Annotated in this window: 16 protein-coding genes and 1 riboswitch; of the genes, 6 read left to right on the top strand and 10 right to left on the bottom strand. The window is 71.0% G+C overall.

What is annotated here, in order from left to right; genetic code table 11:
• The 7 genes from G6N10_RS11490 to thiC all read right to left on the bottom strand — a co-directional run bounded on the left by G6N10_RS11490 (position 1) and on the right by thiC (position 6,095).
• Positions 1-861 carry an oxygenase MpaB family protein gene (locus tag G6N10_RS11490; RefSeq protein ID WP_085096034.1) on the bottom strand — a complete coding sequence of 287 codons (861 nt, stop codon included), beginning with the start codon at positions 859-861 and terminating at the stop codon, positions 1-3.
• Positions 858-1,079 carry a hypothetical protein gene (locus tag G6N10_RS11485; RefSeq protein WP_085096036.1) on the bottom strand — a complete coding sequence of 74 codons (222 nt, stop codon included), beginning with the start codon at positions 1,077-1,079 and terminating at the stop codon, positions 858-860. The genes G6N10_RS11490 and G6N10_RS11485 overlap by 4 nt, the downstream gene beginning before the upstream one ends.
• Positions 1,080-1,112: 33 nt before the next feature.
• On the bottom strand, positions 1,113-1,388 hold the full coding sequence (locus tag G6N10_RS11480; protein ID WP_085096039.1) for a DoxX-related protein: 276 nt from the start codon (positions 1,386-1,388) through the stop codon (positions 1,113-1,115).
• 23 nt (positions 1,389-1,411) lie between these two features.
• Entirely contained in the window at positions 1,412-2,893 is a 1,482-nt protein-coding gene (locus G6N10_RS11475; RefSeq protein ID WP_085096041.1) for a flavin-containing monooxygenase, read from the bottom strand.
• Between the two features lie 49 nt (positions 2,894-2,942).
• Positions 2,943-3,605, bottom strand: coding sequence for an alpha/beta hydrolase family protein (locus G6N10_RS11470; protein WP_085096043.1), 663 nt, complete (start codon positions 3,603-3,605; stop codon positions 2,943-2,945).
• A complete protein-coding gene (gene thiD, locus G6N10_RS11465; RefSeq protein ID WP_085096045.1) occupies positions 3,602-4,447 on the bottom strand; it encodes a bifunctional hydroxymethylpyrimidine kinase/phosphomethylpyrimidine kinase in 846 nt (281 codons plus the stop codon). Before thiD ends, G6N10_RS11470 begins: the two co-directional genes overlap by 4 nt.
• A 13-nt stretch (positions 4,448-4,460) precedes the next feature.
• The gene (gene thiC / locus G6N10_RS11460) at positions 4,461-6,095 is read right to left on the bottom strand and encodes a phosphomethylpyrimidine synthase ThiC (protein WP_085096046.1); all 1,635 of its coding nucleotides are present in this window, start codon (positions 6,093-6,095) and stop codon (positions 4,461-4,463) included.
• Positions 6,090-6,198, bottom strand: a riboswitch (TPP riboswitch). (Overlaps the previous gene by 6 nt.)
• Before the next feature lie 393 nt (positions 6,199-6,591).
• Between thiC and G6N10_RS11455 the strand changes: the two genes are divergently transcribed.
• Positions 6,592-7,065, top strand: coding sequence for a hypothetical protein (locus tag G6N10_RS11455; RefSeq protein ID WP_085096048.1), 474 nt, complete (start codon positions 6,592-6,594; stop codon positions 7,063-7,065).
• Positions 7,066-7,081: 16 nt separating this feature from the next.
• Here the strand turns inward: G6N10_RS11455 and G6N10_RS11450 are convergent, their stop codons facing one another.
• The 3 genes from G6N10_RS11450 to G6N10_RS11440 are packed head-to-tail and all read right to left on the bottom strand — an operon-like array spanning position 7,082 to position 9,362.
• A complete protein-coding gene (locus tag G6N10_RS11450) occupies positions 7,082-7,891 on the bottom strand; it encodes an exodeoxyribonuclease III (RefSeq protein WP_085096050.1) in 810 nt (269 codons plus the stop codon).
• 3 nt (positions 7,892-7,894) lie between these two features.
• Positions 7,895-8,761 (bottom strand): GNAT family N-acetyltransferase, encoded by an 867-nt coding sequence (locus G6N10_RS11445; protein WP_234810550.1) that lies wholly within the window; start codon positions 8,759-8,761, stop codon positions 7,895-7,897.
• Positions 8,762-8,768: 7 nt separating this feature from the next.
• A complete protein-coding gene (locus G6N10_RS11440) occupies positions 8,769-9,362 on the bottom strand; it encodes a peptide deformylase (protein WP_085096052.1) in 594 nt (197 codons plus the stop codon).
• A 195-nt stretch (positions 9,363-9,557) separates the two neighbouring features.
• Here G6N10_RS11440 and G6N10_RS11435 point away from each other — a divergent pair, with 195 nt between their 5' ends.
• Genes G6N10_RS11435 through G6N10_RS11415 form a run of 5 tightly spaced genes read left to right on the top strand, consistent with a single transcriptional unit; the run spans position 9,558 to position 12,889 of the window.
• Positions 9,558-9,851: a nucleoid-associated protein NapA gene (locus G6N10_RS11435; protein ID WP_407664027.1), complete on the top strand. Its 294-nt coding sequence runs from the start codon at positions 9,558-9,560 to the stop codon at positions 9,849-9,851.
• Between the two features lie 41 nt (positions 9,852-9,892).
• On the top strand, positions 9,893-10,399 hold the full coding sequence (locus G6N10_RS11430) for a LytR C-terminal domain-containing protein (protein WP_109750505.1): 507 nt from the start codon (positions 9,893-9,895) through the stop codon (positions 10,397-10,399).
• A gap of 10 nt (positions 10,400-10,409) precedes the next feature.
• Positions 10,410-11,144 (top strand): superoxide dismutase[Cu-Zn], encoded by a 735-nt coding sequence (sodC, locus tag G6N10_RS11425; protein WP_085096058.1) that lies wholly within the window; start codon positions 10,410-10,412, stop codon positions 11,142-11,144.
• Entirely contained in the window at positions 11,125-12,258 is a 1,134-nt protein-coding gene (locus G6N10_RS11420; protein WP_085096060.1) for a glutamate--cysteine ligase, read from the top strand. The genes sodC and G6N10_RS11420 overlap by 20 nt, the downstream gene beginning before the upstream one ends.
• Positions 12,259-12,277: 19 nt before the next feature.
• Positions 12,278-12,889 carry an LON peptidase substrate-binding domain-containing protein gene (locus tag G6N10_RS11415; RefSeq protein WP_109750515.1) on the top strand — a complete coding sequence of 204 codons (612 nt, stop codon included), beginning with the start codon at positions 12,278-12,280 and terminating at the stop codon, positions 12,887-12,889.
• Positions 12,890-12,909 lie beyond the last annotated feature (20 nt).

Genomic DNA, 12,909 nt, shown 5'->3' with positions numbered 1-12,909 from the left:
TCAGATCAGCGGCGCGCCGCGGCGCAGCCGCAGCTTCACGTCGAACAGCAGCAGGTAGCCGGGCGCCTGCCGGATGAACTTCGGCAGAAACCGATTCCCGAGCGCCACCAGCAGGAACAGCCGCTCGAAGCGCCACTGCCTGCGCGCCGACCACGCCAGCCCCAGCGCGTCGCGGAACACCGGCGCCAGGAACCCGGTGGTCAGAAACCGCAGCAACTGCGCCCAGCCCGGCCGCAGCACCCAGGGCAGCATCCGCAGCGCGATCAGATCCTGCAGATAATCGCGGACCGGTTCGTCGATCTGGATCGACGCGCAGGCCTGGTCCCAGTACCGGTCGAAGTCCGCGCGGGTCGGTGGCCACTGCTCCTCGCGGACCTGCAGGGTGGTGCCCAGCGGAAAGGCGGACCGGTAGAAGACCTCGGCGGCCTCCGCGGAGAGCTCCCCGCGCAGCAGCTGATAGCAGTCCTCCAGCCCGACGAAAATCGCGGCGGCCACCCACAATTGCAGGTCCGGGTCGAAGGCGTTGTACTGCACCGGGCTGTCCGGGCCCGAATGCACCGGGCGGTGCGCGGTGTCGACGGCCTCGCGGTAGCTCCCCCGGTCGGCGTCCGAACCCAGCAGCGCCACGCTGATGTAGCTGAGCGTGGTGCGGGCGCGTTTCCACGGGTGCCGCATCAGCTGGCCGGACTCCACGGTGCTCTCCAGCACGCCGTGGCCCACCGGCGGCGCGGCGAGTTGCATGACGACGTTGGCGGCCGCGGCGCCGAAGGACCACAGGTCCAGCGCATCGGCGGCGGTGGCCGGCTCGTCGTCCCAGCGTGGGGTGCGCCGGCGGATCGAGATCCGGGTGAACGTGCTCATACCGGGCACGCGTGCGAGAGCAGCAGTACCGGCCAGGCCAGCACCGAGGCGAGCACCGAAAACACCAGTCGTACACCGCCGGCCGGTGGCAGCCGGTCGGTGTGGGTGGCCACCCACAGCACGCCGATCACCAGATACGGGGTGGCCAGCAGGACCGCAAGGCCGATCAACTCAGCGACGGTGAATTGGTGTTTGAGCAGCCCGCGCAGCACGTCCACCGTTGCTCCCCTCGACGCGGAAACCTTAGCCCGTCAGCTCTTGCCGCGCAGCAGGTTTCCGCCGAGGTAGGCCAGGTAGGCGACGATGCCGGCCAGGCCGATTCGGCGGGTGCGCGGCGCGATCAGGGACAGCCCGAGCAGCGTCTCGATGCCGCCGTTGGTGTAGACGTGCCGACGGGTGTTGTCCGGGAAGGCCGCCGTGGTGGCCGGCTCGTAGATGCCGGGCTTGACGAAGTGCGAGACCCCGGCGGCGGCGAGCACGACTCCGGCGTAGCCGGCCAGCGAGCGGGTCTTGGATTCTTCGGACACGTGACGGGGATCCCTTCGTCGGTTCAGGCGTAGTCGTAGTCGGTCAGCGGGAACGTCTCGGCGTCGCGGAAGGCGTTGGCGGTCGACGTCGGGCGCAGCAGGGTGGCTTCACCCGCGTGGTTGAAATAGTAGGACCGGGAGGAGGCGCAATCGCCCGCGTTGAACACCGTGTCGTCGAGCCGCTCGGTCATCGCCGCGAGGAAGGCGTCGTTGGCGCGCTCGGTCACCTCCACCACGGTGGCGTCCCGGCGCAGCGCCTCACCGAGCACCCGCTGCAGGTGGATCATCTCGCATTCGATGGTGGTGAAGTAGGACAGCCCGCTGTAGGAGTACGGGCCGGCCAGGTTGAACAGATTCGGGAACATCGGCATCGAGATGCCCTGGTAGGCCTGGAACCGGTTGTCCCGCCACCACTTTCCCAGGTTCCGGCCGTCGCGGCCGATGATCTCGATGGCCGGGAAGTTGGCGTCCCACAGGTCGAAGCCGGTGGCCAGCACCAGGGTGTCGACGTCGATCGCGGTGCCGTCGGCGGTGACGATGCCCTCAGCGGTGATCCGTTCGATACCGCCGGCCTGCAGCTCGACGTTGGGGCGGTTGAAGCTGCGGTAGTACTCGTTGGAGTAGGTCGGGCGCTTGCAGCCGAAGTCGTAGTCCGGGGCCAGCGCGGCGCGGGTCTTGGGGTCCTTCACGCTGACGGTGCGGAACGCGTTGCCCAGTTGCGCGACCCCGCGGTTGAGCGGGTTGAGCTGCCGGAAGTGCAGCACCCCGGCGATCATGATGACCTCGTAGATCGCGTCGGTGACCCGGCGGACGGCCCGCTGCGCCGCGGGAACCCGGCCGAACAGCCGGCGCACCGGGGACGGGATCGGGAAGTCGATCTTGGGCACCACCCAGATCGGGGTGCGCTGGAACACCGTCAGGCGCCCGGCGCGCTTGGCCAGCTCCGGGATGAGCTGCACCGCGGTCGCGCCGGTGCCGATGATCGCCACCCGCTTGCCGGTGAAGTCGTGGTCGTCGTCCCAGGCGGTGGTGTGCACCACGGTGCCGGCGAACTCGGTGATGCCGGGGATGTCGGGGGTGTGCGGCTGGGACAGGAAGCCGGTGGCGGCGATCAGGTAGCGCGGCGTCAGGGTGCTGCCGTCGTCGAGGGTGACCCGCCAGCGTTGCTGCTCCTCGTCCCACTGAGCGCTCTGCACGGCGACGCCGAACCGGATGAACCGGCGGACGCTGTACTTGTCGGCGACGTGGTCGGCGTACCGCTTGAGCTCGGCGCCGGGGGCGAACAGCCGCGTCCAGTTCGGATTCGGTTCGAAGGAGTAGCTGTAGGTGGTGCTGGGAATGTCGACGGCCAGCCCGGGGTAGCGGTTGACGTGCCAGGTGCCGCCGAGGTCGTCCTCGCGTTCCAGGATGGCCAGGTCGGTGATGCCGACCCGGTGCAGCGCGATGGCGGCGCCGATGCCGCCGAATCCGGCTCCGATGATGACGGCCTCGGGTGAGCTTCCCATGCCCCGACGGTACCGCAGGTACCGGGAACTGTGCGGTCTCGGGGCGGGGCTACCGCGGCGCGGTCAGCAACCGCAGCGCGGCGTCCACGGCCAGCGCCGGGACCTGCGGCAGCGGACCAGCCGGCCCGGACCGCGGCCGCCGCGGCACCAGGTCGTGCCCGGCGTTGGCGATCGCGACGATTTCGGTCGGGGCGCCGAGCAACGCGGCCGCCGCGGTCAGCTCGTCGAGGCTGCCGAACGGGTCTCGGGCGCCGTGGGTGAACACCGTCGGCGCGGTGATGTCGGGCAGGTGCTCGGTGCGGGCCCGCTCGGGTTTGCCCGGCGGGTGCAGCGGATAGGAGCTCAGCGCCAGCACGTCCAGGTTGGTGCCTGCGGCGGCGACCATCGAGGTCATCCGGCCGCCATAGGAGTGCCCGCCGGCGATCACCGGGCCGTCGACCAGGGTGCGCGCGGTTGCGATCGCCTCGGCGATCCCGGCCTGATCGGCGGCCGCCGAGTTCGACGGCGGACCGGTGGGCCTGCGGCGGCGGTAGGGCAGGTTGTACCGGATGGCCAGCCAGCCGCGGGCCGCCCACTCGTCGCACAGCGCGACCAGCAGCGGCGCGTCCCGGTTGCCGCCGGCGCCGTGGGTGAGCAGCACGATGCCCCGGGGTGTGCCGCCGGGGGCGTGTACGACGCCGGCGATCTGGGTGGCCAGGCCCTCTGCCGTCATCGGCCCTGCAGCCGGAACAGCGCGTTCACCGGGCCGTGGCCCTGCCCCAGCGGGTAGGCCGCGCGCAGGCACTCGGTCACCCAGCCCTTGGCGAACGCCACCGCCTCGGGCACCGAATAGCCGTGCGCCAGAGCGCAGGTGGTGGCCGCGGCGAGGGTGTCGCCGGCCCCGTGGTCGTGGCCGGTGTCGATCCGGGGGGCGCTGAACTGGTGGAAATCGGTGCCGTCGTAGAGCAGGTCGGGGCTCTCGGCCGCCCCGCGCAGATGCCCGCCCTTGACCAGCACCCAGCGCGGGCCCAGGGCGTGCAGTGCCCGGGCGGCGTCGCGCTGGGAGGCCTCGTCGACGACGTCGACGTCCACCAGCAGCCGGACCTCGTCAAGGTTCGGGGTGACCAGGGTGGCCAGCGGGAACAGCGTGTTGCGCAACGAATCCAGCGCACTGTGGTGCAGCAGCGGGTCGCCGTGCATGGAGGCGCACACCGGGTCGACGACCAGGGGAGTGCCGTCCAGTCCCTGAGCCCGCCAGGTGGCCGCCACCGTCTCGATGATCTCGGCCGATGCCAGCATCCCGGTCTTCGCCGCCAGGATGCCGATGTCGGAGGTCACCGCCTCGATCTGGCCGGCGATGATCGGCACCGGCACCTCGTGAAAGGCCTTGACCCCCACCGAGTTCTGCACGGTTACCGCGACGACGGCGACGCAGCCGTGCACCCCGAGCATGGCGAAGGTGCGCAGGTCGGCCTGAATGCCGGCGCCGCCGCCGGAGTCCGAGCCGGCGATGGTCAGCACCCGGACCGGGGTCTGGCCGGGCGGGGTCAACGGCAGCAGGTTCACGCTGTTCATCCTGGCAGAGCGGCTAGCGCTCGACCGTCTCGATCGGCAGATACACCTGGTTGCCGTGTTCGGCGAACTCGGCGGACTTGGCGGCCATCCCGGCGGCGATCAGGTCGGCGTCGGAGGCCTCGACGATCTGCCGGCCATCGCCATAGGCGGCCCGGATGTCCTGGGTGATCCGCATCGAGCAGAACTTCGGCCCGCACATCGAGCAGAAGTGCGCGGTCTTGGCGGGCTCGGCGGGCAGGGTTTCGTCGTGGAAGGACCGCGCGGTGTCCGGGTCCAGGGACAGTGCGAACTGATCGTGCCAGCGGAACTCGAAGCGGGCCCGGCTCAGCGCGTCGTCGCGGGCCTGGGCGTGCGGGTGGCCCTTGGCGAGATCGCCGGCGTGCGCGGCGATCTTGTAGGCGATGACGCCGTCCTTGACGTCCTTGCGGTCGGGCAGCCCCAGGTGCTCCTTGGGGGTCACGTAGCAGAGCATCGCGGTGCCGGCCTGGGCGATGATCGCCGCGCCGATCGCCGAGGTGATGTGGTCGTAGCCGGGCGCGATGTCGGTGGTCAGCGGCCCGAGGGTATAGAACGGGGCTTCCTCGCAGAGTTCCTCTTCCAGTCGCACGTTCTCCACGATCTTGTGCATCGGGACGTGCCCCGGCCCCTCGATCATCACCTGCACGCCATGGGATTTGGCGATTGCGGTGAGTTCGCCGAGGGTGCGCAGCTCGGCGAACTGAGCGGCGTCGTTGGCGTCGGCGATGCTGCCCGGGCGCAGCCCGTCGCCGAGGGAGAAGGTGACGTCGTAGCGGGCCAGGATCTCGCAGAGTTCGGCGAAGTGGGTGTACAGGAACGATTCGGTGTGGTGCGCCAGGCACCAGGCGGCCATGATCGACCCGCCGCGGCTGACGATGCCGGTCACCCGGTTTGCGGTCAGCGGGATGTAGCGCAGCAGCACACCGGCGTGCACGGTCATGTAGTCCACGCCCTGCTCGCACTGCTCAATCACGGTGTCGCGGTAGAGCTCCCAGGTCAGCGCGGTGGCGTCGCCGTTGGTCTTCTCCAGCGCCTGGTAGATCGGCACGGTGCCGACCGGGACCGGCGAGTTGCGCAGGATCCACTCCCGGGTCTGGTGGATGTCGGCGCCGGTGGACAGGTCCATGATGGTGTCCGAACCCCAGCGGGTCGCCCACACCATCTTGTCGACCTCCTCGGCGATCGAGGAGGTCACCGCCGAGTTGCCGATGTTGGCGTTGACCTTCACCGCGAACGCCTTGCCGATGATCATCGGTTCGGCCTCGGGGTGATTGTGGTTGGCCGGGATGACGGCGCGACCGCGGGCCACCTCGTCGCGGACCAGTTCGGCCGAAACCCCTTCGCGCACCGCGATATAGGACATTTCGGCGGTGATCTCCCCGGCCCGGGCCCGCTGCAGCTGGGTGCCGCGGTCGGTGACGATGCCCGGGCGGCGGGCCAGGCCGCGGTCCAGGTCGATCTCGACGGCGTCGTCGGTGTAGGGGCCCGAGGTGTCGTAGAGATCCAGGTGCTCACCGTTGGTCAGGTGCACCCGGCGGAACGGCACCCGCAGCCCGTCGACCTCGCGGTAGACCTTGGTGGAACCGGCGATCGGTCCGGTGGTGACGGTGGGGTCAACAGAAACAGTCATTCGACATCCTCTTCCTACGCCGGAATTACCCGGTCAGGTTCATACGGTCGACGGCCCCAGCCGTCCTCTCAGCGCCTTCGGTTGCGCTCCCGTGGGTACCCGGCCAATCTAGCCGACGGTTGGCGCCGCCGCGTGGTTGAGGGCCGCCCGGTTGAGGACTGACGGAAAAAACTTTGAATAGCTGACACATATTTTTCTATGGCCATCGCGACGCACCCGGCCGCGGCCCGGTCCGGACTCGGCCCACCCGCACCGGCCAGAGCTTCTTCCCCGAGCTGATCACCGGACCGTTCCACGCCGGGCTGATCGTGGTGTTCGGCGCGGCCGCGGCAATGATGGTGGTCGGCGCGATCGCCTCGATGTTCAGCGCGGGCCGCTACGGCGCCGAGCGAGTGTCGGTCGAGCGAGTTTCCGCCGGGTGATTTGCCGCGCGCACCGGGGCCCCGGCTGCGTTAGCGTCGAACCCGACATCTTTTGGTGACGGCAGGGGAGCGCGATGCGGCCGATGGCGACGGTGGTGCTGACCGCGCTGTCCGGCGCCGTCGCAGCGGGGCTGGCGGTATTGGCGGGGCTCGGGACCGTGGCCATGGTGCTTGCGCTGATCGTGCAGATCGGCTTCGCCGCGGTGGACCGAAGCCAGGAACTCCCCGCGTTGATGCCGATGCTGGCCGGGGCGGCGGCCATTCTCGGGTTTCTCGCGGCGAGCGTGCTGTTCGGGCTGGCCGCGTTCCAGATTGGGCGGGGCCGCCGGCGGGGGCCCACCCTGGTGCTCGTCGGCCTCGCCGTCGCGGTGCCGGCCGCCGTCGCGCTGTCGGCCGGCTGGTGGTACCTCGGTGACGTGGACGGCGAGGACGGCGTCGGCGAAGCCGGCGCGTGGATCCTGTGGACCGTGCTGCCGCTGCTGGTGCCGATTGCCGCTGCGGTGGCGACGCGGCTGCCCGCCACCCAGCGCTGGTGCGTGCACCGCTGACCCGGCCGCGCCGGGCTCAGTTCAGTTCGACGACGACCGGCGCGTGATCACTGGGCGCGGTGGTGCCCTTCTTCGGCCGGCGCTCGTCCTTGACGATCTCGGCGCCGGTCACCCGCGCCGCCAAACCGGGTGAGCCCAGGATGAAGTCGATCCGCATGCCGCGGCGCTTCTGGAACGCCAGCTGGGTGTAATCCCAGTAGGTGTACACGCCCGGGCCCGGGGTGAACGGCCGCACCACGTCGGCGAAGCCGGCGTCGATCATCGCCTCGAACGCCGCCCGCTCGGGCGCCGACACATGCGTCTTACCCTCGAACGCGGCGATGTCCCAGACGTCGTCGTCGCGCGGCACGATGTTCCAGTCGCCGACCAGGGCGATCGGGGCGTCCGGATCCTGGGCCAGCCACCCCGCGGCGTTATCCCGCAGCGCGGCAAGCCAATCCAGCTTGTAGGCCAGGTGCGGGTCGGTCAGGGTCCGGCCGTTGGGCACGTACAGGCTCCACACCCGGACCCCGGCGCAGGTCGCGCCGAGGGCGCGGGCCTCCTGCTCGGCGGGCGCGTCGTCCTTGCCGAAACCGGGCTGACCGTCGAAGCCGACGGTCACCTCGGCCAGCCCGACCCGGGAGGCGATCGCCACCCCGTTCCACTGGTTGTAGCCGACGTGGGCGACCTCGTAGCCCAGGGCCTCGAACGCCAGCGCCGGGAACTGCGCGTCGGTGCACTTGGTTTCCTGCATGGCCAGCACGTCGACGTCGGCGCGCGCCAGCCAGTCGGTCACCCGTTCCACTCGGGTCCGGATCGAGTTGACGTTCCAGGTCGCCAGTCGCATGGCCTAGATGGTAGGTGGCGGGCCGCCCAGCAGCGCCTGGGCCTCGACATAGCGGCAGCGGTGATGCAATCGGAAATCCAGCGATTCGGCGAACCCGAGCGCCGCCTCGTCGTCGGCCGGGACCCGCAGATACGCCCGGGTCGCGCCGTGGCCGGCGGCCCAGTCCAGCAGCGTCGCGCAGACCCGGCCGGCCAGGCCGGTGCGCCGGTGCGCCGGGTCGACCCGCAGCCCGAAGATGCCGAGCCAGCTCGACCCGTCCGGCGCGGTGGTGACCGCGGCCTGCGCGACGGCGGCGCCCGGCAGCCGCGCGACGGTCAGCGCGCCGTCTGCCGCCGCGCCCGGCCCGTCGGTCAACTCCACCGGTTCGCCGCCCGGGATGTCGAGCATGTCGGTGAGGTCGCGGACCAGCACCTTCTCCGGCGCCGCCGCCGAGCTGCGCAGCGGCAGCAACCGCTCCGGCAGCGCCAGCAGCGCAGCCAGGCCGCGCTCGTCGTACCATCGCGCCACCCCGGCCAGCCCGCTGATTTGGGCCGAAACCTCCAGCGGCACAGCGGTGTTCAGCAGCGGCTCCGAGCTGCCGGCGCGGACCAGCCAGCCGTCGACCCAGTCCTGCTGCGGGCACGGCCGGGCCAGCGCCGCCGCGTGCTCCAGGGCCCGGATCTGCGAGGTCCGCACCGGGCGGACCGAGATCTCCTTGATGTTGAGCAGATCGGCCGGCTCGACCGTCACCAGCTCGCCGGAGCGGGTGCGCAGCCGCAGCTGCGGGGCCACCGCCTCCAGGTGCCCCACCGCCTCGGTCAGCGGCGGCTCGGACCCCGCGGGCAGCCGGTAGCGCAGGCTGACCCGGCTTCCCACCGACGGCAGGCGCACGGCCGGCTCAGTGGCCGAACGGATCGGGTACGTCGCCGGGCATCCAGGACAGCCCCGGCACCCCCCAGCCGTTGCGCTTGACGGTCTTCTTCGCCGCCCGGGCGTTGCGGCCGACCAGCCGGTCCAGGTAGAGGAACCCGTCGAGGTGACCGGTCTCGTGCTGCAGCATCCGGGCGAACAGGCCGGTGCCCTCCAACTCGACGGGGTTGCCGTCGGCATCCAGCCCGGTCACCTTCGCCCAGTCGGCCCGGCCGGTCGGGAACGACTCGCCGGGCACCGACAGGCAGCCCTCGTCGTCGTGGTCCGGGTCGGGCATCGTCTCGGGGACCTCCGAGGTTTCCAGCACCGGGTTGATCACCACGCCGCGGCGACGGGCGGTCTGGCCACGGTCGTCGGCGCAGTCGTAGACGAACACCCGCAGCGCCACACCGATCTGGTTGGCGGCCAGGCCGACGCCGTGCGCGGCGTCCATGGTCTCGTACATGTCGGCGATCAGCTCCGCCAGCTCCGCCGGCAGGGCGCCGTCGTCGCCGATCCGGACCGGGACGGTCGGATTGTGCAGAACGGGGTCACCCACGACGACGATCGGTCTCACGGCCATGGTCTGCAGAGCTTAAAGGTCGCCGCGACGGGCCCGTCGCCGCGGTTTCCGGGCGAACCCGTGACGCGCGGGCAGCGGTGGCATCCCGAGCGACGCCGCCGTGATTGAATGAGCGCCGGAACTACACCGATGGCATTTGGTGAGTCGAAAGGGCCGGTTGAGATGAGGGGTGGCGCCGTGTCGAATGCGGGACCTGTGCAGAACGGCCCGCTGGACGCCGACGCCGAACCCGCCGACGGGCTGAGCCGCCGCGAACACGACATCCTGGCCTTTGAGCGGCAGTGGTGGAAGTACGCCGGCGCCAAGGAAGAGGCCATCAAGGAGCTGTTCTCCATGTCCGCCACCCGCTACTACCAGGTGCTCAATGCGCTGGTCGACCGCCCGGAGGCGCTGGCCGCCGACCCGATGCTGGTCAAGCGGCTGCGCCGGGTCCGGGCGACCCGGCAGAAGGCAAAGGCCGCGCGTCGGCTTGGTTTCGAACTGAGCTGACAATTGCTGCTTTGGCCGGGCCCACCGATACAGTGGGCGCGATGAACGAGCGCGTACCAGATTCCTCCGGGCTCCCGCTGCGGGCCATGGTGATGGTGTTGTTGTTCCTCGGCGGCATCTTCCTGCTGGTCGCCATCCAGAACATGGCCTCCGACGGTGGCTCCGGCGACCAGGCCGCCGCCACCACGACGTCGTCCTCTGCCACCGCGACCTCCGAGGCCCCCAGCACCTCGGCCGAGCCGGCCCCCAAGGCGGACGTCCGGGTCTACAACATCTCCGAGGTCGCGGGTGCCGCCGCCCGGGTCTCCGACCTGCTCACCGAGCAGCATTGGACGGTGACCGAGACCGGCAACCTGGCCGAACTGGTGGGCCCGGAAGGCCCGCCGGAACTGCCCGGGGTGACGGTGGACACCGTGTACTGGGGCCCCACCGAGGGCGAGCAGCAGGCCGCCGAGCAGATCGGTGAACTGCTGCACGCGCCGGTCGCCGAACGAACTCCCGAAATTGCACACCAGCCACCCGGCGTAATCGTCGTGGTCACCGGATAGGCTCTCACCCATGGTCAAGCCCGCTCGCCCACAGCTGTGGGGTAAAACAGCCGTCGCAGTCCTGTTCGCCGCACCGGTCGCGCTGCTGAGCGCGTGCGCCCCGCCCGGGGAGGTTCCCTCGGACAGCCCGGGAACCACCCCGTCGATCTGGACGGGCGCGCCCGACCCGGGCACCGCCACCGGCCACGGGACGGCCACCGAGCACGCCACCCCCGCCGAGAACGCCCCGGGTGCCAACTCGCTGATCGTCCCGATGCGCAATGTCGAGGGCGCCGAGGTCGCGACCGCCACCCTGGAGTTCAACCCCGGCTACGTCAAGATCACCGTGGAGAGCACCGGCACCGGCAAGCTGACCCCCGGCTTCCACGGCGTGCACGTGCATTCGGTCGGCAAGTGCGAGGCCAACTCGGTGGCCCCGGCCGGCGGCGCGCCCGGCGCGTTCCTGTCCGCCGGCGGGCACTTCCAGGCCCCCGGCCACAGCGGCCACCCGAGCAGCGGCGACCTGAGCTCGCTGCAGGTCCGCGAGGACGGCTCGGCGCTGCTGGTGACCACCACCGACGCCTTCACCGAGGAAGACCTGCTCGCCGGCGCGAAGACCGCGCTGATGATCCACCAGGATTCGGACAACTTCGCCAACATCCCGGAGCGCTACCAGGCCGACGGCGTCGCCGGGCCGGACGCGAACACCATCGCCACCGGCGACGCGGGGCAGCGGGTTGCCTGCGGTGTCATCGGCGCCGAGTAACAGCGAGCGGATCCGATTCGCCGGGTCAGCCCGGCCGACGGTCGGCGTCGAGTGGGAGTTCGCTCTCGTCGACGCCGACACCCGCGACCTGTCCAACGAGGCGTCCTCGGTGATCGCCGAGGTCGGCGAGAACCCGCGGGTGCACAAGGAGATGCTGCGCAACACCATCGAGGTGGTGACCGGCATCTGCGAGAACTCCGTCGCCGCGATGGCGGACCTGCGCGGCACCCTCGGCTCGGTGCGCGACGTGGTGCACGCCCGCGGCATGGAGCTGTTCTGCGCGGGCACCCACCCGTTCGCCGAATGGCATGCCCAGCAGCTGACCGAGGGGCAGCGCTACGCCGAGCTGATCAACCGCACCCAGTGGTGGGGCCGCCAGATGCTGATCTGGGGCGTGCACGTGCACGTCGGGGTGTCTTCGGCGCACAAGGTGATGCCGATCATCTCCTCGCTGCTCAACCAGTACCCGCACCTGCTGGCGCTGTCGGCGTCCTCGCCCTGGTGGGAGGGCGGCGACACCGGCTACGCCAGCAACCGGGCGATGATGTTCCAGCAGCTGCCGACGGCGGGCCTGCCGTTCCAGTTCCAGACCTGGAACGAGTTCGAGGGCTTCGTCTACGACCAGAAGAAGACCGGCATCATCGACCACATCAACGAGATCCGGTGGGACATCAGGCCGTCGCCGCACCTGGGCACCATCGAGGTGCGGGTCTTCGACGGGGTGTCCAACCTGCGCGAGCTCGCCGCGCTGGTGGCGCTGACGCACTGCCTGATCGTTGATCTGGACCGGCGGCTGGACGCCGGCGAGGAACTGCCCACCATGCCGCCGTGGCACGTGCAGGAGAACAAGTGGCGCGCGGCCCGCTACGGCCTGGACGCCGTCATCATCCTGGACTCCGACAGCAATGAGCGGCTCGTCACCGAGGACCTCGACGAGCTGCTGAACCGGCTGGAGCCGGTCGCCCGCTCGCTGGACTGCGCCGACGACCTGCGCGCGGTGGCCGACATCCCGCGCGAGGGCGCGTCGTACCAGCGGCAGCGCCGGGTCGCCGAGGAGCACGAGGGTGACCTGCGCGCGGTGGTCGATTCGCTGATCGGCGAGCTGGACGTCTGAGCCGGTGACCGCCACGCCGATGTTCCCGCTGCAGTCGGCGCTGCTGCCCGGCGAGCTGCTGCCGCTGCGGATCTTCGAGCCACGCTATTCGGCGCTGGTCGCCGACTGCCTGGCCGCCGCGGACCCGGTGTTCGGGGTGGTGCTGATCTCCCGCGGGCGGGAGGTCGGCGGCGGGGACAGCCGCTGCGAGGTGGGGGCGCTGGCCCGGATTGTCGAGCACACCGCCGTCGGCGGCGGCCGCTATCAGCTGCGGGCCGTGATGGCCGAGCGGATCCGGGTGCGCCGCTGGCTGCCCGACGATCCCTATCCGCGCGCCGAGATCGACCCCTGGCCGGACGAGCCCGGCGAGGTGGTGCCGTCGGACATGCTGGCGTTGCAGGACGAGATCTGGGCGCTGCTCGGCGATCTCGCCGCCGCCCGCGGGCTGACCTTGCCGGCCCGCGACGAGGTGTTCGCCGGCCTGCCCGAGCAGGACGGTCCGCGGCTGTTCGCGCTGGCCGCCGGGGTGCCGATCGGGCCGGCCGACAAGTACGCGGTGCTCGCCGCGCCCGGCCCGGTGCCGCGGATGGCGGCGCTGCGTGATGCGGTGGCGACCGCGGCGGCGCTGCTGGCCTTCGAGAGCCAACGGTGAGGGCAGCCTGGGTCCGGCCG

It is taken from the genome of Mycolicibacterium fallax, from assembly GCF_010726955.1.
Taxonomy (GTDB): domain Bacteria; phylum Actinomycetota; class Actinomycetes; order Mycobacteriales; family Mycobacteriaceae; genus Mycobacterium; species Mycobacterium fallax.
The sequence above is the reverse complement of the archived record's forward strand: the minus strand, read 5'-3'. Positions and strand labels throughout refer to the sequence as shown.

Bases quoted from the DNA above. Each gene is read 5' to 3' on its own strand.
- G6N10_RS11470 (WP_085096043.1), bottom strand. From the start codon at position 3,605: ATGACGGCAGAGGGCCTGGCCACCCAGATCGCCGGCGTCGTACACGCC.
- thiC (WP_085096046.1), bottom strand. From the start codon at position 6,095: ATGACTGTTTCTGTTGACCCCACCGTCACCACCGGACCGATCGCCGGT.
- G6N10_RS11450 (WP_085096050.1), bottom strand. From the start codon at position 7,891: ATGCGACTGGCGACCTGGAACGTCAACTCGATCCGGACCCGAGTGGAA.
- G6N10_RS11475 (WP_085096041.1), bottom strand. From the start codon at position 2,893: ATGGGAAGCTCACCCGAGGCCGTCATCATCGGAGCCGGATTCGGCGGC.
- G6N10_RS11455 (WP_085096048.1), top strand. From the start codon at position 6,592: ATGCGGCCGATGGCGACGGTGGTGCTGACCGCGCTGTCCGGCGCCGTC.
- G6N10_RS11490 (WP_085096034.1), bottom strand. From the start codon at position 861: ATGAGCACGTTCACCCGGATCTCGATCCGCCGGCGCACCCCACGCTGG.
- sodC (WP_085096058.1), top strand. From the start codon at position 10,410: ATGGTCAAGCCCGCTCGCCCACAGCTGTGGGGTAAAACAGCCGTCGCA.
- thiD (WP_085096045.1), bottom strand. From the start codon at position 4,447: ATGAACAGCGTGAACCTGCTGCCGTTGACCCCGCCCGGCCAGACCCCG.
- G6N10_RS11430 (WP_109750505.1), top strand. From the start codon at position 9,893: ATGAACGAGCGCGTACCAGATTCCTCCGGGCTCCCGCTGCGGGCCATG.
- G6N10_RS11440 (WP_085096052.1), bottom strand. From the start codon at position 9,362: ATGGCCGTGAGACCGATCGTCGTCGTGGGTGACCCCGTTCTGCACAAT.
- G6N10_RS11415 (WP_109750515.1), top strand. From the start codon at position 12,278: ATGTTCCCGCTGCAGTCGGCGCTGCTGCCCGGCGAGCTGCTGCCGCTG.